This is a genomic window from Paenibacillus sp. FW126-R14 (assembly GCF_058789495.1).
Genome location: NZ_JBYTBS010000020.1, coordinates 25,166 through 46,300 on the forward strand (window position 1 = coordinate 25,166; position 21,135 = coordinate 46,300).

Annotated in this window: 15 protein-coding genes; 13 read left to right on the forward strand and 2 right to left on the reverse strand. The window is 48.2% G+C overall.

Features of this window, described 5'->3' with window-relative positions; translation table 11 throughout:
- The first annotated feature begins 129 nt into the window (after positions 1 to 129).
- The 7 genes from AC3WRW_RS14685 (at position 130) to AC3WRW_RS14715 (ending at position 9,959) form a co-directional block, all read left to right on the forward strand.
- Positions 130 to 1,236 (forward strand): endospore germination permease, encoded by a 1,107-nt coding sequence (locus tag AC3WRW_RS14685; RefSeq protein WP_492547055.1) that lies wholly within the window; start codon positions 130 to 132, stop codon positions 1,234 to 1,236.
- Positions 1,233 to 2,717 carry a spore germination protein gene (locus AC3WRW_RS14690; protein WP_492547056.1) on the forward strand — a complete coding sequence of 495 codons (1,485 nt, stop codon included), beginning with the start codon at positions 1,233 to 1,235 and terminating at the stop codon, positions 2,715 to 2,717. Before AC3WRW_RS14685 ends, AC3WRW_RS14690 begins: the two co-directional genes overlap by 4 nt.
- Positions 2,714 to 3,865, forward strand: a complete 1,152-nt coding sequence (locus AC3WRW_RS14695) for a Ger(x)C family spore germination protein (protein WP_492547057.1) — start codon at positions 2,714 to 2,716, stop codon at positions 3,863 to 3,865. The genes AC3WRW_RS14690 and AC3WRW_RS14695 overlap by 4 nt, the downstream gene beginning before the upstream one ends.
- 438 nt (positions 3,866 to 4,303) lie before the next feature.
- Positions 4,304 to 5,341 (forward strand): type I glyceraldehyde-3-phosphate dehydrogenase, encoded by a 1,038-nt coding sequence (gene gap / locus AC3WRW_RS14700; RefSeq protein ID WP_492547058.1) that lies wholly within the window; start codon positions 4,304 to 4,306, stop codon positions 5,339 to 5,341.
- A 56-nt stretch (positions 5,342 to 5,397) separates the two neighbouring features.
- A complete protein-coding gene (pckA, locus tag AC3WRW_RS14705; RefSeq protein WP_492547059.1) occupies positions 5,398 to 6,972 on the forward strand; it encodes a phosphoenolpyruvate carboxykinase (ATP) in 1,575 nt (524 codons plus the stop codon).
- Between the two features lie 287 nt (positions 6,973 to 7,259).
- The gene (locus AC3WRW_RS14710; protein WP_492547060.1) at positions 7,260 to 8,969 is read left to right on the forward strand and encodes a methyl-accepting chemotaxis protein; all 1,710 of its coding nucleotides are present in this window, start codon (positions 7,260 to 7,262) and stop codon (positions 8,967 to 8,969) included.
- A 12-nt stretch (positions 8,970 to 8,981) separates the two neighbouring features.
- Positions 8,982 to 9,959 carry an HD-GYP domain-containing protein gene (locus AC3WRW_RS14715; RefSeq protein WP_492547061.1) on the forward strand — a complete coding sequence of 326 codons (978 nt, stop codon included), beginning with the start codon at positions 8,982 to 8,984 and terminating at the stop codon, positions 9,957 to 9,959.
- Positions 9,960 to 10,003: 44 nt separating this feature from the next.
- Here AC3WRW_RS14715 and AC3WRW_RS14720 read toward each other — a convergent pair whose 3' ends face one another.
- Positions 10,004 to 11,770: a sulfatase family protein gene (locus AC3WRW_RS14720; RefSeq protein ID WP_492547062.1), complete on the reverse strand. Its 1,767-nt coding sequence runs from the start codon at positions 11,768 to 11,770 to the stop codon at positions 10,004 to 10,006.
- Between the two features lie 165 nt (positions 11,771 to 11,935).
- Between AC3WRW_RS14720 and AC3WRW_RS14725 the strand changes: the two genes are divergently transcribed.
- A complete protein-coding gene (locus tag AC3WRW_RS14725) occupies positions 11,936 to 12,469 on the forward strand; it encodes a DUF3231 family protein (protein WP_492547063.1) in 534 nt (177 codons plus the stop codon).
- Between the two features lie 187 nt (positions 12,470 to 12,656).
- Positions 12,657 to 14,078, forward strand: a complete 1,422-nt coding sequence (locus AC3WRW_RS14730; protein ID WP_492547120.1) for an MDR family MFS transporter — start codon at positions 12,657 to 12,659, stop codon at positions 14,076 to 14,078.
- Between the two features lie 40 nt (positions 14,079 to 14,118).
- Here AC3WRW_RS14730 and AC3WRW_RS14735 read toward each other — a convergent pair whose 3' ends face one another.
- Positions 14,119 to 15,384 carry an MDR family MFS transporter gene (locus tag AC3WRW_RS14735; protein ID WP_492547064.1) on the reverse strand — a complete coding sequence of 422 codons (1,266 nt, stop codon included), beginning with the start codon at positions 15,382 to 15,384 and terminating at the stop codon, positions 14,119 to 14,121.
- Between the two features lie 229 nt (positions 15,385 to 15,613).
- Here AC3WRW_RS14735 and AC3WRW_RS14740 point away from each other — a divergent pair, with 229 nt between their 5' ends.
- The 4 genes from AC3WRW_RS14740 (at position 15,614) to AC3WRW_RS14755 (ending at position 21,126) form a co-directional block, all read left to right on the forward strand.
- Positions 15,614 to 16,105 (forward strand): CcdC protein domain-containing protein, encoded by a 492-nt coding sequence (locus AC3WRW_RS14740; RefSeq protein ID WP_492547065.1) that lies wholly within the window; start codon positions 15,614 to 15,616, stop codon positions 16,103 to 16,105.
- Between the two features lie 171 nt (positions 16,106 to 16,276).
- Positions 16,277 to 18,922, forward strand: coding sequence for a response regulator (locus tag AC3WRW_RS14745; RefSeq protein WP_492547066.1), 2,646 nt, complete (start codon positions 16,277 to 16,279; stop codon positions 18,920 to 18,922).
- 51 nt (positions 18,923 to 18,973) lie between these two features.
- Positions 18,974 to 19,948, forward strand: a complete 975-nt coding sequence (locus AC3WRW_RS14750) for an ornithine cyclodeaminase family protein (protein WP_492547067.1) — start codon at positions 18,974 to 18,976, stop codon at positions 19,946 to 19,948.
- 11 nt (positions 19,949 to 19,959) lie between these two features.
- Complete coding sequence (locus AC3WRW_RS14755) at positions 19,960 to 21,126, forward strand: dipeptidase (protein WP_492547068.1); 1,167 nt, start codon at positions 19,960 to 19,962, stop codon at positions 21,124 to 21,126.
- Positions 21,127 to 21,135: the final 9 nt, after the last annotated feature.

Consider the following 21,135-nt stretch of genomic DNA (forward strand, 5'->3'; position numbering starts at 1 on the left):
AGAGGCATAATATTACAATCATGCGCAGGTTGTGTGGACGTTAATGGGGATGAGCCGATCCCGTGAATAATAAATGCAACAAAAGGATAAAATTACAAAAGATTCTGTTCGAATAACTACCGGCTATTCATGGCTGCAGGCGAGGGAAATGATGTGAACGGAACACAAGGGAAAATCGGTATTGTATCAATTATTATGGTCATGATGCTTTTCAACGGTTTGAATAGTCATGTGATTGTCAATCCGCTGGTTTTGGATGCATCGGGAAGGGATGCTTGGATATCTGTTCTAATGACAGCTGTTCTCTACATACCTTGGTGTGCTCTGCTTGTTTATATTATGAAGAAATCAGGACAGCAGGAGCTGCGGAAATGGCTGTCTAACCAAACAAATCCTCTCATTGCATGGATAATTATTGCTCCGATTTGCGTGGAATTATTTTTGATCGGCGGCATGACGGTGATCCAGACAGAGATTTGGACATTCACTAATTATTTGCCGGCAACCCCTGAATATATATTGATTATCGTATTAATTTCGGTCTGCTTTTACTCGGCCTATACGGGCATTCGCACGATTGCGATCGGTGCGGGCATCCTGCTTCCGACTGTCGTCTGTCTCGGATATTTCGTTTCTATTGCCAATACGTCGGAGAAGGATTTAGCGCTTCTCAAGCCTTTTCTGGAGCATGGCTGGCGGCCGGCTTTGGACGGTATGGTTTATACGGGAGGAGCATTGGTGGAGATCGTGCTGATGTTGATGTTCCAGCACCGTTTTAAATCGAAAATGCGGGTTTGGCAAATGATGCTGCTCGGTATGATTCTGGTCTACATTACTTTAGGCCCTTTAATAGGAGCAATCACGGAATTCGGTCCTCATGAAGCGGCCAAACAGATGGTATCTCCGTATGAGCAATGGCGTCTTGTCAAAATTGGTTCGTATATCGAACACGTCGATTTCTTGTCCGTATATCAATGGTTGGCTGGGGCGACAGTACGAATCAGTCTTGCTCTTTTTTTATTGGCGGAATTAATTCCATTCAAACGGGGTTGGTCCATTCTGATATTAACGCTTGCTCTGGCCCTATTCGCCATCATTGTAAACAACCAAAATACGTTCTATTTATGGATATATCAAATTTATTTTCCTGTATCTTTGATTTTCACCCTATGCATAACCATTGTTTTAGCCGTCATTGCATGGATGGCCAAACCCACCAAGGAGGGAAGCACATGAGCGGTAGCGATATTCAATCTGGCAACGTAACGAAAGAACAGATGCTTCGGCAATTATTCGCAAATTGTTCGGACGTGCAAATACAGATTTACCTGTTTGGTGAGGATGACCCGTCGTCCACGGTGATGATGATCTACGCAGAGGGTTTATGCGATGCGGTTCAAATAGGGAAAATCGTTCTGCCGGAATTGAATATTGTCTACAAAGAAAATGGGTTCGAATATTTACAAAACGGATATGTGCTGGGCTCTTTGCCGCTCATTTCCTTTGAAGGAGAGGCAACTGAGCAGGAAATAATCGATTGCGTCTTTCAGGGGGATCTGCTCCTCGTCTTTTTAGCATCGGATGCGATGTACAAGCTCAACATTTGCAACCGTCCTCAGCGCCAGCCTGATGAATCGAGTGTCGAAATTTCAATAAAAGGACCGAAAGATGGATTTGTGGAGGATTTGGCGACGAATATTGCCCTGATCCGCAAACGGATTCGAAGCAATTCCTTATGCTGTGAAACGACGATTGTCGGTAGAAGGACGAGAACAAAGATCGGACTTATGTATATTAAGGACATTCTAGCTCCTAATATTTTGCAAGAAGTTCGCTCCCGCTTGGATAAAATCGATGTCGACGGCATCTATAGCATCAACCAGGTGGAAGAAGCGCTTACCGAGAAGAAGTTTTCGCTATTTCCTATAACCGACTTCACCGGCAGGCCCGATTATGCGGTCAACTGCTTGCTGGCTGGACGGTTTATTCTTATTGTCGATGGCAACCCTTTAATTTTAATTGCACCAGGGACCTTTTCATTGATCATGAAATCTCCGGAGGATATCCATTTCAGCTTTCAATACGTATCTTTTGCCCGCTTAATCCGTTTTTTTAGCTTTTGGATCTCTATTCTGCTGCCTGGCATTTGGGTAGCCCTTACGGCATTTCACCAAGATCAGATTCCATTTCGGCTCATGGCGACGATCTCGGTAGCAAGAATCGGTTTGCCTTTATCCGCACAAATGGAAATGCTGACCTTGCTGTTTCTGTTGGAGGTTTTCCGGGAAGCGGGCGTGCGGCTGCCCAGCTCCATTGGACAAACGCTAACGGTCATCGGCGGGTTAGTCATTGGGGATGCTTCCATACGCGCGGGTTTGGTTTCGCCTTCGGTTGTTGTAGTTGGGGCGATTACCGCAATCATGGGAGCTACGCTTGTTAATCAAACCTTGGGTACAGTCGTAAGTGTGATCAGGCTGTTTATTTTCCTGGCTTCAGCGATTATTGGCATGTACGGGCTCATATTGGGGATGATTCTGCTGGTGATCCACATGTCCAGAGTCAAATCATTCGGTATTCCCTTCTTGTCTCCGTTGTCCCCACCCAATTACAAAGATATGTTTAAGAGCTTTTTAAGGTTGCCGTGGATTAAAATGGTTTACCGTCCGCAAGAGCTGCAGACAATAGATTCAGACCGTCAAGGGAAAAATGCCGAATGAGGAAGTATAGTCTCCTTGTGATCATCACTGCGATTCTATTCTTCCAGACAGGTTGTTGGAATTCCAAAGATATTCAAATGATGGCCTATGTCACAGCGATCGGAATGGATTACGAAGATGGCAAATATATCACCTATGTACAGGTGCTTAATTTCGCCAATGTGGCCAAAACCGAGTCAACGCAGCTGGGGAAGAACATTCCCTTATGGATTGGAAGAGGGGAAGGGGTAACGGTTACTGAAACGTTCAATTCGATATATGCGACTTCCCAGTTGAGAGTGTATTGGGGGCATGTGAAAGCCATTGTATGCACCGAAAGGTTTTTAAACAACGGTCAAAGAGTCAGAGAGGCCTATGATATGCTAAACCGATATCGTGAAGTCCGTTATAACGTTCTGTTGTATGGAACCAAAGAGCCGATACGCGATATTTTTCAACAGAAGTCCATTCTAAATCTTTCCCCTATAGATTCCTTGCTGGACAACCCTTCACAAATCTATTCTCAGCGTTCGTATATCACGCCGCATTACGGCTTCAAGATCATTTCAGAAATCAATGAAGCGGGGCAATCGGCCATGCTTCCTTCGATCGCTATTGATAAGGGAGCATGGACCGAGGACAAACAACCCAAAACGATGTTTAGAATCGATGGGGCGTTTTATTCACAGGGAAGCCAGTTCCTTGGGTGGATGTCTGAAAAAGAGCTGGAGGGTTTTCGCTGGCTTCAAGAAAAACTGTCGCGTTCCCCGATCAACATTCCGGACACCCAAAAGCCTGTCGCAGCTATTGTCATGATTGAGCCGAAATCCCGTATTCTACCGGTTATTCGTGATGGCAAGGTATACTATACGATTAAATTAAAAATGAACGCCTATGTAGATGAAATGGTTGAGGACCGATCTATCAAGGATATGGAGAAACTTGCGGAGCAAGTGATTGAGGAACAGATTAGAAAAACTTATGCGATAGGGCTTAGCAAGAAAATAGACGTGCTGCAATTGGGCGAACGGCTTTACCGGAACTACCCGAAGAAATGGCACGAACTTAATCAGAGCGAAGAGTTCAAATTGGATGCTGACTCCCTCGATATCGTGGAGGTTAAGGTTAATCTGGAACATACCGGCAAGTACAAAGCAAGAGCACAGTAACGTTAAACCTTTGGAAGAACCTCTTTCGCCATCTGCTGATCCTCAGGAAGGTCATCTGCGTTCCATGTTTTCGGTTTTTTCGGGAATGCGGATGCCTGTGCCTGTCAGGTCAAAGACTAGCTTGGCACGAGTGAGATGCCCCGATACGTTTATTATGTAAATGAATTTAATGAAGAATATTAAATTATTGACCGTAATATTTCAATATGTTGGTCTCTGGCCTAAAGTATAAAAATATAAGCAGTAAATTTGTAATCGCTTACAACTTTAGATGCTTGATTCACGCCTCTGCTGCCGGCGCCGCTTTGCCGGTCTTCATGGTACAAGTCATAAATAAATATATATTGTGTCATTAATTTATTTTATTACATCTAACCGGATAAATAGTGTATACTAAAAATTAAATAAAACACATTATATGTTTTGGAGGGGAATTCCTTGATACAAGGCGTAGGCATTAGCGGAATGGGTCGAATTGGACGATTGCTAGTCAGAAAGATATTTTCGGAAAAACAGAGACCTTATCGGCTGTGCGCTATTAATTGTAGTTATCCGGCCGAGACGATTGCGCATCTTTTAAAATACGACACCGTACATGGAAGATTGGATGCGGAAGTTGCCGTAAGCAACGGGAAGCTGATCATTAACGGGGAGAGCATCGAAATTGTCGATCAAAGGAACCCCGAAATGATTGCCTGGAAAAGTCTCGGAGCGGATATCGTTGTCGATGCAACCGGTAAATTCAATCATCGGGAAGGCGCCCTAAAGCACATTGCGGCAGGTGCATCCCATGTTCTGATTACAGCTCCGGGCAGCCAAATGGATCTTACAGTTGTGATGGGTGTGAACGATCACTTGTATGATCCCCGGAAACATCAGCTTCTGTCGGCCGCTTCTTGCACGACGAACTGCCTGTCGCCTGTTTTGCACATTGTGGATCAAGCTTTCGGGGTGCAAAGCGGTTGGATGACAACGGTCCATTCCTTTACTTCCGACCAGAATCATATGGATAATCCGCATAAAGATTTACGAAGAGCGCGGGCATGTACACAGTCCATCATTCCAACTACCACGGGCGTAGGAAAAGCTTTAGTCGATGTGCTTCCGCATCTGGCTTCCCGCATTCAGGGAATTTCTCTCCGAGTTCCTACACAGGATGTGTCGCTTATTGATTTGACTGTTAAGGTTTCGAGGCCAACAAGCTTGGAACAAGTAAGGTCCGTTTTCAAGGCGGCATCCGAGGGTGGCTTATCGCCTTATGTTTGTTTTACGGATGAACCTTTAGTATCCGCCGATTATATTGGCTGTTCCCAATCAGCTGTCATCGATGGACCTTCCATCATGGTCATAGATGATCAGATCAAGGTTTTGGCCTGGTATGATAACGAGTGGGCTTACGCCAGCCGTGTCGTCGAGCTTGTACAGCTCATGAAAGAAAAGGTTGATCAATTGTGGAAAGCGCCTCTGTTAGCTTAAGTTGGTAAACTCACATTTTAAATAGACACTATTAAATAAGACACTGAAGGGAATGGATGAGTATGGAAACCAAGCTGCAGCAGTTGAAAATAGGGAAGATCAGCAATAATTTGTCCGTTTCCGAGTTGGTCGAAGCCGCTTTGGAACGGAAGGAAGGGGTTCTTGCTTCCTCTGGAGCGCTGCAAGTATACACAGGGAAATATACCGGACGCTCGCCTAAAGACAAGTTTATTGTCCAAGAACCTTCCGTTCGGGAACACGTAGAGTGGGGGGCTGTGAATGAACCCATCTCCGAGGCTCAGTTCGAGCGCCTTTACCAAAAAGCGCAAGACTATATGTCGGATAAAGATTTGTTCGTATTTGACGGTTACGCTGGAGCTGATCCTGAGTATCGGCTGCCCATTCGTGTCGTGAATGAATTTGCATGGCACAATTTATTTGTTCGGCAGCTTTTTGTCCGTCCGACAGAGGAAGAACTGCAAACGCATGAGGCGGAATTTACGGTGATTGCACTGCCAGGTCTAAAAGCCGTTCCTGCAGTGGACGGTACGCGCTCTGAAACGTTTATCTGCGTGTCCTTTGAGAGGAAACTGGTGCTCATCGGTGGGACCGAATATGCGGGAGAGATGAAAAAATCGATTTTTAGCGTTCTGAACTATTTGCTCCCTTTCCGTGGCGTTCTGCCTATGCATTGCTCGGCAAATGTGGGTGAGAACGGCGATGTGGCTTTGTTCTTTGGGTTATCCGGTACGGGGAAAACGACGCTATCCGCCGATCCGAACCGCCGGTTGATCGGGGACGATGAGCATGGCTGGACAGATCACGGAGTGTATAACTTCGAAGGCGGATGCTATGCCAAGTGTGCCAATCTGTCTGAAGAGAAGGAGCCGCAGATTTGGCAGGCTATTCGTTACGGTTCGGTTTTAGAAAATGTCGTGCTGGATCCAGAGACAGGCATCGCGGATTATAGCGATACTCGGGCAACAGAAAATACGCGTGCCGCTTATCCGATCGATGTCATTCCCGATGCGGTCATTCCAGGGAAGGCGGGCCATCCGAAGGTCATCATTTTCTTAACAGCGGATGCTTTCGGCGTGCTGCCTCCTATCGCGAAGCTGACGAAGGAACAGGCGATGTATCACTTCTTGTCAGGGTACACGTCGAAACTGGCAGGAACCGAAAGAGGAGTAACGGAGCCGGAAGCGACATTCTCCACTTGCTTTGGAGCGCCATTTCTTCCGCTAGAGCCATCTGTGTACGCTAAGCTGCTGGGAGATAAAATTGAGCAGCACCAAGCTAAAGTGTATTTAGTGAATACGGGCTGGTCCGGAGGTCCTTACGGTGTAGGAAAGAGGATGAATTTAACCTTCACCCGTGCGATGGTGACCGCAGCTTTGAATGGAAGCATCGAGCAAGCGTCGTTTACGGCCGACCCGATTTTTGGTGTGCTTTGCCCCGATTTCGTAGAGGGAGTTCCAAGTCACATTCTGATTCCCCGTCAAACTTGGCAGGATCAGGAGGCGTATAGGAAATCGGCTTGGGAATTGGCTGAACGTTTTACTCGCAATTTCGAGAAATTTTCCAATATCGATACAGAAATTAAGGGTGCCGGCCCAAGGTTAAGGGATTAAACTCACGAGTGGATACTCGATGAATGCCGCACCTCCATACCAAGAAAGCAGCACCCGAGAGGGTGCTTTTTTCTTTGAACATAAAATTTAACAGTTTAGTGTCGAAAAATGACGATATTTCACGATTAATCTTAAAATTCAGATCGCGTTTGTTGCTATATTAGGCATTTTATACTATTATTTGTGGTGCTTGCAGGAAGCCTTACCCATCTATGGGATGATTAAGTTTATTGGGTTCTCCGCGTTTCCAATAAGATTCCTAGCATTCATAAAGGGGGTCATCATAAGTGCATTCCAGAACGATCAGATTATCAATTAGCAAAAAGCTCATGGGGTTATTCTTGAGTATTGCTGTCCTAATGGGGATTACAAGCAGTATCTCATTTTATTACCTTAAGGAAGTAGATCAATCTTACACCGATTTAATTGACAGACGGTCAATTATAGTGGCCAATGCTCAAACCATGCAGCTGGAAGCGGCAAAACAAATTAGCAGATTACGCGGATATCTCTTAACAAGGGATTCGGAATATACGAAACAAGTGCAAGCATCCAATGATAACTTATCTAAGCTAGTTAGCGAAACCATGACTTTGGCCAACAGAGAAGTGGATAAAGAAAGACTAAGAAAATTGGATGAATTGAATATACAATTCAAACAAAAATACGATCAATTGCTGCAAATGGTCCAAAATGGCCAGAATTCCACACAAGTGATGGAATTTTACGATAATGAAGTGCTGCCTTCGGGAAGGCTGCTGGAGCCGGCTGCAGATGAAATAGCTAGTGAGCAGCGAAAATTAATGACGGATGCAAATGCCAGCAATACCAAGATGATCGATACGGCTAATAGTACCGTTTTGACATTAAGCTGTATTGCATTGGTTCTAGCGATATCCATTGGTTATTTTAGTTCGCGTGTGATATCCCGCCCCATTGTATTTATGGAAAAAATCGCCGAGAAAATAGCTTCGGGCGATGTATCCGTTGACAATATTCAGGTCAAAAACAGGGATGAAATCGGCGCTTTAGCGGATTCCCTTAATCGAATGAAGGAAAGTCTTCATAGCTTGGTCAAGCAGATTAGTCTAAGCGCCGAGCATGTAGCTGCTTCATCGGAGGAGCTGACCGCCAGCGCAGAACAGACCAGCCAGGCTTCCGCAACCATTGCTTCTACCATTCAGCGGGTCGTCGTTAGCGCAGAGAATCAGTCCTACAGCGTAGAGGAAAGCCTACGAGCGATGAGTGAAATGTCAGCCGGGGTACAACAAATCGCCGCAAACACCCAAGTTGCTTCTTCTGTGTCCATGCAAGCCGCCGAAAAGACATTGCAAGGAAACAATGCGATTCTGTCGGCGGAAGAACAGATGGCGTCCATTCAGACTTCATTCAATCAGCTTGCTGGCGAAGTGAAAGAAATGGGTCAGCGCTCAGGGGAAATTGAACAGATTCTCGACGTGATCTCCGCTATTTCCAGCCAAACCAATTTGCTCGCTTTAAACGCGGCGATTGAAGCGGCAAGAGCCGGCGAACAGGGGCGCGGATTTGCCGTAGTTGCTGGCGAAGTGCGTAAACTGGCCGAACAATCCTCCCAATCGGCCGATCAAATTACGCAGTTGATTGCCCATATTCGCAGCGGTATCGATAAGACGACGCAAGCGGTGGAGTCCGGAGCCAAGGAGATTCATGAGGGGATCCGGGTTGTACATCTTGCAGGAGAATCTTTCGAAGAGATTAAGGGGCTTGTAGATCACGTAGCCAGCCAGGTCCAAGAAGTATCGGCGGCCTCGCAGCAAATGTCAGCCAGCGCAGAACAGATTGTTCATTCTTTTGAAGAAATTTCAGAAGGATCGAGAACCGTAGCCTCCGGATCCCAAAACGTAGCGACTGCCACGGAGGAGCAATTGGCTTCCATGAAGGAGATTTCCTTATCCGCGTCCTCTCTGTCTTTAATGTCAGAAGAACTGCAGGCGCTGGTTGGCAAGTTTAAAGTTTAGTTGAGGTGCAGCATGATCGACTCCATGAGCAAAGTTACGCTCGATGCCTGGCTAGTGCGTAAAAGAACTTCTTTTATTGTACTGTTCTTGATTCTTGTGATCGTCATTACATTGATCGATAAGACGCATCCCAAGGACAATTTGACGAGTATGTATCTTATTCCCTTAGTAGTTGCAGGCTTTGCTTTCTGGAAACACCTGCATGTACAAATTATTGTAGCCGGCGTTTTGATATGGATCAGTGATCATTATGCGCCATATGAAACCCCTCTAAGTATACATGTGATAGCATCCCATTGGTTAACTTACACACTAGCCATATTGTCCGTATCCACTTCCATAAGGTTATATATTAGGGAGAGGGAGAACACCCTGCATTTAACGTTTGCACTAGCGAAATCTTTGGATTCCAGAGATCCGCATACTGCTTTTCATTCAGAGAACGTAGCCAGATACGCTTTATTAATAGCCAAAGAAATGAAGCTGTCCAACCGGCAATGCGATGCGATTTATTTAGGCGGCCTTCTGCACGATATCGGGAAAATAGGGGTGCCGGAAGCTATTTTATCGAAGCCAACGCCTCTGACCAAGGAAGAATATGATGCGATCAAGCAGCATTCAACCATTGGTTATAACATGGTAAAGCATATCCCCTCGTTCGAAAAAAACGGCATTTTGGATATCATCCTATATCATCATGAACGGTATGACGGCGCTGGATATCCTGAAGGGCTATCGGGTCAGCATATCCCCCGGTTAGCCCGTATCCTGTCGATTGCCGACTCTTTTGATGCTATGACGTCGACTCGAGTCTACAGAAATAAGATGGATTTGGAGTATGCCGTCAATCAGATCCGGAAAAACCGGGGGACGCAATTCGACCCTGAAATTACAGATGTTTTCTTAAGGATGCTGGAAAAAGAAGGACCGGATATTTTATTGCATATAGAAAGCGTCAAAATGGCCCGAACTAGCTTAGTTACAAGCTAATCGGGCTCTTTTATTTTTCATGGAGGGTAAAGGCCTCGTGAGATCTATGGGTTTTGACCGGGGTACAGACGCTTCTGCTGCCGCTGCTCAGCCAATACCTGCATCATCCATTGCTGGATGCCGTAAGTATGCGAATTTGCATAGGAGTAATGTGCGAGATTAACGGTTTCTAAAGGGTCCTCGGTTAGATTATACAGCTCATATTCATCCGGAACCGGCTGCGTTTTGACCGAAGAGGCATACAGGGAATGACTTCCTCCGCCGCTTCCTCCGACCGCTCCGATCGGCTGGATAACTTCGTCTTTTACCCCCGGATCGCTCCAGAATTGAGGATTATCGTAATAGCGGGAGAGTTTCCACAACTCTTTCCTCCCATTCCTATAAAGGGCTGTAATGACAGTCTCAATGTGGTTAGGTTGAATCACGGAATGATACGGCTCACCGAGTAGATTGATTTGGTTTTGGCCGCGGGTAAAATCGTCATCGGTCATGAAATAAATGGGCTCATCCGTAAGAAGGGAGGGGTTCTGCCCTAAGATATGAGGAGCCAGATTGCGTCCCACAAAGGGATGGACTTCACTGAATTTGTGTCGCAAGCCGTTTTGAACCTCTTGGATGTCAACATTCGCCAGTCCGAGCATGGTGGGCAGGAGATCCAAATGGCTTGTAAGCGTATCAATATGGGCAGACTGCGGAAAAAGATGTTGATTATGAATGAGGAAAGGAACATGCAGAGCCTCTTCATAAGCGCAGTAAAATTTTTGACGAAGATGGCCGTGAGCGCCAAGCAGTTCCCCGTGATCCGATGTGAAAATAACAATCGTATTGTCATAGAAAGAGGAACGGGTAAGAGCTTCAAACACCTTAGCCATTTGCTGATCGGCATTTTTTTGCAGCTGGTAGTACAGCTTGCGGTAATGCGACTCGTTGATAATGGGCTGTAAAGCTTTCGGATAGAGATCCCGGTAGCTTGCCTGACAGCGCGGTTTCGTAGTGAGAGGGTCATGGATGGTTGGAGGAGGAGGCACCTCCGGCATCGGATCGACATGAAACTGAAACGTGGGTATCAGCTCTGTAAAAGCACCGTACAGAACAATATCGTGCGGGTTTACGAATGATGCTACGAGCAGCCAGGGCTTGGCATCCTTGTCATGTTGACTCTGGCGGTCGAGGGAATCGATTAACTCCACCACTTCTGCGGCATAGACTTCGTCTCTGCCGCTTAAACCGATTGCAGCGGAAGACGCCGAATTTCGAGGATCTTTGCCGTGGGGTTCCGGACCGATCCAAGTGGAGAAGCCGAAGTCCTCTAAGCGGTCGGCATGGTCATATAAGGCTTCCTGCTGCTTGTCAGGAACGCCGGTCAACGGATTATAGCTGGGGATGCTCGTATGGGTGCCTGGAACGATGATATCGGCATTGGATACATGCCATTTGCCTTTATAGTAGGTTTGATACCCGGCTGCGCGAAAGTAATCGCCCATCGTAGGTACTGTGCTCGGATCCAGCCAAAACATATCGGAGTCAAAGGCGCTCTTGGCCACGCCGGTCGTCTGGCTGACACCGTGAAGCGACGGGTACTGACCGGTCAACAGAGTAGCCCGGCTTGGGCAGCACGCAGCGCTGCCAATGTAATGCCTGTGGAATTCCACGGCATTGGACTTCAGAAGCTCTTGGGTAACGAGATTTTGTTTGCGCCACTCTCTGATTTCTGCATTTTCATACACAGGGGGATAGCGTTCCTCGTCTACGAGAAACACGAGAATGTTAGGTTTTTCAAGATTTCGGGTACGAGGTTGCGTATTCTTCATGGAATGCACATCCTAATTTAGCTTTTTACTTAAAGCTATGTGGTGAAGCTCTCAAACAGTATGATTCCTGAAAATTTCTACAAGGCAAATGGCGAATGTTGAGCGGCTGATGACTTGAAATCCATGCAAACGGGCAAGCTAACTAGCAAAAAAGGAGCTGCGAATATGAATATCATGGAAATACTCGGTGATACGATTAAGCCGTTTCTGGACGGTGAAAAGCCGCCTTTAAACGTCGGAGAAGTCATGAATTTGTGGTTTTATTTGACGGCAACGGAGCAAACGATGCGAGGTGAACAAGTATCTTTTAACATTACTGAGGACCCTGAGCTGAAAGAGAAGCTGCAGGATGTCATTAACAATGTGCACCGGCCGATTTTCACGGAGTTAACGGAGTTTCTGAAAGCGGAAGGCGTTCCGCTGACAGAGGCGTCGCCGGATAAGCCTGTCGGGGATTTCCGGGATATTCCGGCTGGCTCCAAATTGTCGGATGAGGAAATAGCAAGTCTTCTCAGCTTCAATCTTGTACTCGGCATCAATTACGGTTGCCGGGGGATGACGGAAGCCGTGCGGCCCGACGTTGCCCTCATGTTTGCCAAATTCCAGATGAAGAAGCTGACTTTTGCGATAACGTTAAAGGATCTGCTGCTGAAAAGAGGGTGGCTAAAAGCACCTCCGTATTTTAAGCCGGAAGGCTAGGATAAGAGAGAGGCTATCTCCAGTCATTTCTATGACTTGCGGGACAGCCTTTTCATAAAAATTTAATACGAACATATGTTCATTTCTTGAAAAGAATGGTAAAATGAATAAATGTTAAACATAAATATTCTATGTAAGTAGAGGAGGATTCAAGTTGAACGTCTCAAGCGAAGCGGCGAACGCTTCAATAGATGTAAGTAAGCTCAAGCGAGGTCCGATTGTTGCTGCGCTGGTCATCGGCGCTTTCGTTGCTATTTTGAATGAAACGCTGCTCAATATCGCCTTTCCCGATTTAATGAAAGAGTTCGCGATTACGCCGGCAACCATTCAATGGCTGTCCACTTCGTATATGCTCGTGATTGGTATTCTCGTCCCTGTTACGGCGCTTCTTCAACAATGGTTTACGACGAGGCAAATGTTTCTGACGGCTATGATTTTGTTCCTCTTGGGGACCGTCATCTGCGGTGCGGCTCCTGTATTTAGCGTCTTACTCGTCGGCAGAGTCATACAGGCACTAGGAACAGGTCTTATGCTGCCTGTCATGATGAATACGATACTCGTCATTTACCCACCGGAGAAAAGGGGCGGCGCAATGGGAATGATCGGTCTTGTCATCATGTTCGGACCGGCGATTGGCCCCACGTTGGCAGGCCTCATTATTGATCAGCTGGATTGGCGTTGGTTGTTCTTCCTGGTTATCCCGCTTGCAGCATTCTCCGTTATTTTCGCGGCCGTATACCTTCGCAATGTCTCCGATTTGACCAAGCCCAGAGTTGATTTGGTGTCCATTCTACTGTCTAGCATCGGATTTGGCGGCATTGTGTATGGTTTCAGCAAAGCGGGGGAAGGCTCCTGGTCTGCGCCCGAAGTCGTGTGGACCATCATTGTCGGCGGCATTGCCGTTCTTTTATTCATCATTCGGCAGTTGGTCGCTGCGGAGCCGATTCTTAATCTCCGGGCATTCAAATACCCGATGTTCGCGCTTGTGACGGTCATGATGCTGGTGCTCATGATGACATTGTTCTCCACGATGATTTTGCTGCCGCTGTTCTTGCAGACGGCGCTTATGATGACGGCTTTCAAAGCCGGCCTAACCTTAATGCCCGGCGGTATTATCAATGGGATTATGGCGCCGATTTCAGGCAAATTGTTCGATAAATTCGGTCCCCGCGTCTTGGTTATTCCGGGTTTGATCTTGGTGCTGATTGCGCTTTGGTTGTTTACGGGCATTTCTGTTCAAACCTCGACGGGCCATGTGGTCACGCTGCACATTATTCTGCTTATCGGTATTTCCCTGGTTATGATGCCTGCCCAGACGACGGGTCTTAATCAACTTCCTCGCCATCTGTATCCGCATGGAACGGCCATCTTGAACACACTTCAACAGGTTGCCGGCGCAATCGGTACGGCCTTGTTTATCAGCATCATGTCATCCGGTACGAAAAATTATTATGCGGCTAACCCGAAGGGGAACCCGGCAGAGGGGCTCGTAGCTGGACTGCATAGCGCATTTGTTATTGCCTTCTGGATCGGCTGCATCGCCCTTATCATCGGCTTCTTCATTAAACGCGTTCAAGCGCCGCAAGAGGGAGAGAAAGGTTTGGCGTGAGGAAATGCATAAAGAAGCACCTCACGGTGCTTCTTTTGTACTAGGCCGCCTGCCGGTCATACCGATTGAACATCATGTTGTACAAGACGGCTGACAGGAGAGCTATTCCCCCAAGCAGGATGAAGGTCCACGAGAAGCCGATCCACGAGGAGATCGGGATGGACAGCGGAGCCAAGGTGCGGCCGAGGGTATACCGCAAGCTGCCTGCGGCAAAATATTGGCCGCGCATATGCTCAGGAGCCAACCGGGAGACGAAGGCTTGCTGCGGGCCCGCCGACATGAGCTCAGCCAATGTGAAGACGGCAATGGCGAAGGTGAAGCCCCAGAACGTGGACATGTGGCCGAACATGATGATGCCCAGCGCATAGAATACCGCGCCGCCGATGAATACATAGCGATCCCGGAAAGCGAGCATCCATTTGGTGACGACGACGGTAAAGAGAGCGACGAACAGGCCGTTCTCGGATACGATCAGACCGAACAACTGCTTGCCAGTCAACTGCAGGTCCCAGTCTCCGTAGGAGAAGATCGTCGTTAGCTTCACAGTCTCCTCCATGAAAACAGGGAACAGCAGATCCAACTGCATGAAGGTTTGAGACAGCAGGACGCCTGCAAGAATGAACAGCAGGAAGACACGGTCTGCTGCAATGACCTTATAATCGCGCAGCTGCGCGGCCAAGAAGCGGTACCAAGGCTCGCCGGCCGTCAATCGGTGACGCTCGGCAAGCTGTTCCGGCAGCGTTTCGTGTAAGGTGCGGCTCATCGTCGTTGAGAGGATGAGGCAGAACACCGAAGCTGCGCCAAGCACGATGTACGGATTATCCTTGTACGTGATAGATCCGATCAGCGGACCGATAACGACGGACACGTTCGCGGCCGTATAGAAGATGGCAAACACACCGGAACGGTGTTCCTCTTTGACAACGTCGGCCACCATCGCCTGACTGGCAGGCCAGTATAGGGAGCCGGACATGCTGGCCAAGCTGAATCCGACGAAGCCAAGAACAGGCATCGCGATCATGGGCGCAGCGGCAAAGGCGAAGATGCCGTAACCGATGCTTTGCCCGAAGGCTGCGATGGTCATCATGCGCTTGCGTCCGAACCGGTCTGCGCAGTAGCCTCCCATCAAATTGGCGAAAACGGACAGCGTTTGCGACAAGATGAGCAGAATGCCCGTCCAGCCTTTGCCGAAGGAATTCGCAAAATAGATCGATAGAAACGGAAAAAACGTCCAAAAAATAACGTTAAAAGCGGTCTCTCCAGCGAGCCGGATTTTTAAATTGATATCCCAATCTTTCATTTTCATCTGTATGTCCCTCTGGTTGTCAGTCTTTATTCATCATACTACCATTGTTCTTTGAGAAACAAAACGAAGGAAGAACATAAGGATAATCGGAATATTGAACCGTCAGGCAGCATTGCCTTGCCCTCGCATCGGTCCGGAGACGGAGAAAGAATGTGACCGGCGTCTGAATGAAATACGTCGCGAATCGTATATACTTATATAAAAAGCAGCAATAGGAGGCACATTTATCATGAATGCTCAAACGTTGATCGGGTATGGTGTGGGTGCTCTAATTATCATACTGGTGTTATGGTTTAGAACCCGTGGCAGAAAACGTCCGATCAAGAACAACGGGATGGGAATCTTAATCCCCGTCATATTGCTACCTGTCATTTTTGGTTTTTCCATTTATTCGTTAACCCAAATTCCCGACCATCCTTTTCATTTGCCTGTGATCTGGGAGATGCTTTGTGCCATCCTGCTGGGAATTGGGCTAGGCAGCATTATGCTGTATCATACCGGCTATGAGAAGCGGGAAGACGGGTTTGTTTACCCGAAGCCGAACAAAAACTTCAAGTATGTCATCATCGCCGTACTGGTCATTCGCATCGCGCTTTCGCAGTATTTTAAAGGATTGGATTATACGGAATTTACGGTTCTTACCATGTTGATGGCGTATATATACATTTGTGTCTGGCGGATCGGAAGCTTCTTGAAGTACCGCAAAGTCAGTTTCAACTAAATTGTACGGAGGAGTCCCCCTGGCGGCATGAGGCTAGGGGCTTTTTCTGTTGGTGCCCCAGGGCGGACGCTCAAGATATATCAGTAGAAGATCCTTGTCGAATGATGTAATATAAATTAGACAAGAAGTTGCGTTTTTCCGCGTAAGGACTAGATAAATTGGGGGTGGCACATGAAATTTCTGATTTATTTTGCACAGTGCAGTGCATTAATCGTGACCTTTGTTTTTTTGTTAAGATGGCTGTATCCCTACTATGTAAAATGCTCCAAGAGATGGCAATCCATCATTTTCGGAATCGCTTTTGGGATCTTCGGTTTGATCATTATGCAAATGCCACTAAATGTCGATCATGGGCTGCATATGGATGTCAGGTTTGTAAGCGTCATTTTCTCGGCAATTTTCGGAGGGCCATTATCAGTTATCATCACAACGCTTATGATCGGCGCTTACCGGATTAGCCTGGGAGGAGCGCTGCTTTTCCCGCTGGGTTCCCTCCTGACCACAATGCTCATCTCCATGGTCGTTCATGTGCAGAATAAGAAGAATAGAAAACTTATGGGAAAATACGGCTGGTTGCTGGGGCTCGTCATCGGTCTTGAGACCGTTGGTTGGTCGCTGCTTGCGCCGCAGGAAACGATGAACTATTTTATGACTGAATTTTCAGTCACTTATGTCATTTTTCATACCGTAGCCATTCCGCTTTATTACTCCCTAATCGCTTATGAAATTAGAAGCTATGAGACGGAGAAAAAACTGCGCGAGAGCGAAGACCGCTATCGGACACTGGTGCAAAATTCCCCGGATCTCGTGTATTGCTGCGACCTGGACGGACAGATTACGCAAGCTAATAACAAAATGTCGCATTTCTTAAAGATGAGGGAGCACGACTTGCTCGGGCAAAATATATTGGATCTGATCGCCTCGGAGAAAACTCGCGAGCAGTGGAAAAAGGCGCTTAGCGAAGTGCTGCGCACCAAGGAATCGAAGTCGTTCGAAGCGGAAAGCATTACGCCGGGTGGCGACAGCAAATGCATGCACTACACCATATCGCCCATTTTCAATGAGCACAAAGAGATTGTGGAGGTAACCGGAACCGGTCATGATATAACCGAGCTTAGACAGCAGGAGAAGGTGCTCCATCAGTACAAGGGCCATCTGGAGGAACTGGTGGAGGCGCGTACCTCGGAGCTGGCGGAGGCTAAGGAAATGGCAGAATCCGCGAATCGCGCCAAAGGCGAGTTCTTGGCTAACATGAGTCACGAAATTCGCACGCCCATGAATGCGGTCATCGGTTTAAGCTATTTGCTCCAGCAGACGGAGCTTTCGGAACAGCAGCAGGTCTATGTGGATAAAACGATTGTTTCCGCCAAAAATTTGATCGCACTCATTAATGATGTCCTTGATTTTTCGAAAATAGAAGCAAAAAAGCTGGTCATCGAACAGGTCGACTTTGACTTGTATGATGTGCTGAATCAGATATCCAATTTAATTGGGATGAAAGCTTATGATAAAGGGCTGAAGCTGCATTTCTCCATTCATCATGAAGTTCCGCAAATGCTGGTCGGCGACCCGTTCCGTTTGAATCAAATCTTGGTCAATCTGTCGAATAATGCCGTGAAGTTTACGGATGAGGGGGAAATCTCTTTCGAAATATGCCTCGTATCCAAAAGCGACCGCTGCGTCACCATTGGATTTACGGTGCGCGACACAGGCATCGGCATTACGGAAGAACAGCAGGAGCAGTTGTTTCACCATTTCACACAAGCGGATATGTCGACAACCCGGAAGTATGGAGGTACGGGGCTAGGTCTGGTTATCAGTAAAAATCTCGTCGAGCTGATGGGCGGAGTCATAGGCGTAGAGAGCAAAGCCGGTCATGGCAGTTCCTTCTCCTTCACGGCGGATTTCGGATACAGCACGGGGGCGCGGCTTGCGGAGATAAATAAAGACTCCCGGCTGAAGCTGCTCCGCGTCCTGCTGGTCTGCGATGATGCCGACATGCAGTTGGTGCTTAAGCATCAGCTTGAGCAGTTCCAGTTCATTGTAAGCACGGCAGACTCCGAGAATGAAGCCATCGAGCAAATATACCGCAATGGCCGCTATGATTTGGTGATTGTGGATTGGAAGCTGAGTGACTCGGTTGCCATTCCGCTTGCCGAGCGCATTCAGCTCGAGTTCTCGTCGCCGATGCAAGTAATTGTGTTGGTTACCGCTTATCATGAACCTGAGCTGCAGAAGGGCATCCGCTCCCAAGCCATCGATAAAGTATTGTACTACCCGATCAGCCAATCCCAATTGTACAATGAGCTGATTAGCTTGTTTCAGCAGCATTTCGTGGCGAAGCAAGTTATGGGCCCTGATCTTGAAAAGTCGGAGCGTTTTAAGGCGCTGCAGCATGCGAGCGTTTTGCTTGTGGAGGATAACGAGATCAATCAATTGGTCGCTACGGAGATGTTGAAAGAGGTGGGCGTGCGGGTCGAGGTGGCCGAAAATGGTCTTGAAGCCATATCGCTGGTGAAGCAGCGGCGTTATGATGCGATTCTGATGGATTTGCAAATGCCTGTAATGGGCGGCTATGAGGCAACGAAGCATATACGTCAGCTGGAGCATGCGAAGGATACCCCCATCATTGCGATGACGGCGGATGCCATGAAAGGCGTGAAGGAAGAAGTGCTTGAGGCCGGCATGAGCGGCTATATTACCAAACCTTTCGATCCGATCCAGTTGTTCGGCTTGCTGCAGCGGCTGATCCAGACCTCGACCGTGAAGGGGTACAAGCAGATTGCGGCTTCGGCGGAGACGTTGGATGGAGAATAAGACAAGGTGCTATAATGGAGCAAGTACTTACGAAGCGGGTGATCGTACGATATGTTAGTTATCAATCAGCACGAGGTTATGGAATTGCTGCCAATGTCAGCTTGCATAGAAATTATGCAGGCTGTTTTGGCAGATTTGACAAGCGGACAAGCTGTCCAGTCGCTTAGAAGCGTTGTGCCTTTGCAGGGGAGCCACCTTATGGGACTCATGCCGGCTTACTTGAAGCGGGAAGAGAGGGTGGGCGCCAAAGTGATTACGGTGCTGCCGGATAATCACGCCAAAGGGCTGCCCTCGCATCAAGGGTTTGTTTCATTGTTCAATTCGACCAACGGTCAATTGGAAGCCATCGTGGATGGCACCAAGATCACCGCGATTCGAACGGCGGCAGTGAGCGCGGCGGCAACAAAGCTGCTGGCGAAACAGGAAGCGAGCACGCTGGCCATGATCGGGACGGGGGAGCAAGCCCGCACGCATATTGAGGCGATGAGGCTGGTTCGCCCGATCGAGCGGATCAAGGTATGGGGGCCGAACCCGGCCCATGCCCGGAAGTTGAAGGAGGAGACGGAAAGCAGGTACAACGTGCTCGTTGAGGCCGTCTCATCCGTTGAGCAGGCCGTCCGGGACGCGGACATTATTTGCACGGTCACAGCGTCGACAACGCCGGTTGTGCAGGGCGCTTGGATCAAGGAAGGCGCACACGTGAACGCCGTCGGAGCCTGCCGCGCGAAGGACAGGGAGCTGGACACGGAGCTGGTGCGCCGGGCGGAGCTGTTTGTCGATCGCCGGGAGTCTGCCGTGAACGAGGCGGGGGATTACTTGATTCCCCTGCAGGAAGGCGCGATCGCGGAGGGGCATATTTTAGGCGAAATCGGAGAGCTGCTCACTGGGCTTAAACAAGGGAGAAGCTCGAGCTCAGCCGTTACACTTTTTAAATCACTGGGCCTTGCCTGCGAAGATCTTGCAGCTGCCCATTATATTGTTCAAGAAGCGGTTCGCAGGAATAAAGGAACACAAATTGCATTTTAGGAGGAGCTTAGATGAAGACGAATCTCACGGAGGGGTTGTATCCGTTTCACTTAACGCCGGAGCAGGAGGCCCGTGCCAGTCAGCTTCACGAGAGTAGTATCATTATCGATTTGCTGTTTCAGGGGCCTTTGTCGCCTAAAGCGATTCCTGGACATATCTCAGAAAGCATCCGTGAAGCCTGTGAGCCTTTTCGGGATGAACCGATGGTGTACAGCGGCATGCCAAGCAAAATGATTCATGACCTGGCGGCTCGCGGAGAGCTTCCACCATTTAAAGAGGAATGGTACCGCTCCGGTATTACCGCGGGCAACCGCCAGCTGGGTATCTCCGATATCGAGAGCCTTGTGACCAGCATGGGAGAAATTCAGCGTCAATTCGATACGATGGATTGGTTGATCAAAGTGCTGAAGGCTGACGATATTCGTACCGCCAAAAGCAATCATTTAAAAGCGGGTATCGTAACCGCCCAGGAAACGGACGGATTAGGAAAGAATCTGGCTTTACTTGACGCGCTTCATCATTTTGGCCTGCGTGTGCTGCAGCTCACGTACAACAATCAGAACTACATCGCTTCCGGCTGTGCCGAGCAGGCGGATGGCGGCGTGAGCAATTTCGGCGCTCGTTTTATCCGCAGAATGAACGAACTGGGCATCGTCGTTGACACGAGCCACTGCGGCAAACAGACGACGCTGGATGCTTGCAGACTTTCGACGGCTCCGGTCATCGCTTCCCACACCGGCGTGGAGGCGCTGTTCGGTCATATGCGCTGCAAAAGCGATGAAGAACTGCAAGCGATTGCCGGGACCGGCGGCGTGATCGGCGTTTTTGCGATGCCATGGTTCGTCTACAAGGATCCGAATGAGACGACGATCGAGCATGTGCTGGATCATATTGATTACATCGTTCGGCTGGTCGGAGTCGATCATGTGGGTATTGGAACCGATTGGCCGATGAGCGATGTGGAGTGGTCGTTGGTCTATTTTAAGGAGCATATCGCACCGAGAATTGGCTTTGCCAAAGGGGACGGTCCGTCTACGGAGACGGTGAAGGGGCTTGAGAAGTACAGTTATTTTATTAATTTCACCCGTGGATTGGTTGCCAGAGGATACAGTGACGAGGACATTCAGAAGATTATGGGCGGCAACTGGCTGCGCGTATTTGAACAAGTTTGGGGATAGGAGCGAGCG

What these genes read in the sequence shown, in the direction of transcription:
- AC3WRW_RS14685 (WP_492547055.1), top strand. Translation starts at nt 130, where the DNA reads ATGGCTGCAGGCGAGGGAAATGATGTGAACGGAACACAAGGGAAAATC.
- AC3WRW_RS14690 (WP_492547056.1), top strand. Translation starts at nt 1,233, where the DNA reads ATGAGCGGTAGCGATATTCAATCTGGCAACGTAACGAAAGAACAGATG.
- AC3WRW_RS14695 (WP_492547057.1), top strand. Translation starts at nt 2,714, where the DNA reads ATGAGGAAGTATAGTCTCCTTGTGATCATCACTGCGATTCTATTCTTC.
- pckA (WP_492547059.1), top strand. Translation starts at nt 5,398, where the DNA reads ATGAGTATGGAAACCAAGCTGCAGCAGTTGAAAATAGGGAAGATCAGC.
- AC3WRW_RS14715 (WP_492547061.1), top strand. Translation starts at nt 8,982, where the DNA reads ATGATCGACTCCATGAGCAAAGTTACGCTCGATGCCTGGCTAGTGCGT.
- AC3WRW_RS14720 (WP_492547062.1), bottom strand. Translation starts at nt 11,770, where the DNA reads ATGAAGAATACGCAACCTCGTACCCGAAATCTTGAAAAACCTAACATT.
- AC3WRW_RS14725 (WP_492547063.1), top strand. Translation starts at nt 11,936, where the DNA reads ATGAATATCATGGAAATACTCGGTGATACGATTAAGCCGTTTCTGGAC.
- AC3WRW_RS14735 (WP_492547064.1), bottom strand. Translation starts at nt 15,384, where the DNA reads ATGAAAATGAAAGATTGGGATATCAATTTAAAAATCCGGCTCGCTGGA.
- AC3WRW_RS14740 (WP_492547065.1), top strand. Translation starts at nt 15,614, where the DNA reads ATGAATGCTCAAACGTTGATCGGGTATGGTGTGGGTGCTCTAATTATC.
- AC3WRW_RS14745 (WP_492547066.1), top strand. Translation starts at nt 16,277, where the DNA reads ATGAAATTTCTGATTTATTTTGCACAGTGCAGTGCATTAATCGTGACC.
- AC3WRW_RS14750 (WP_492547067.1), top strand. Translation starts at nt 18,974, where the DNA reads ATGTTAGTTATCAATCAGCACGAGGTTATGGAATTGCTGCCAATGTCA.
- AC3WRW_RS14755 (WP_492547068.1), top strand. Translation starts at nt 19,960, where the DNA reads ATGAAGACGAATCTCACGGAGGGGTTGTATCCGTTTCACTTAACGCCG.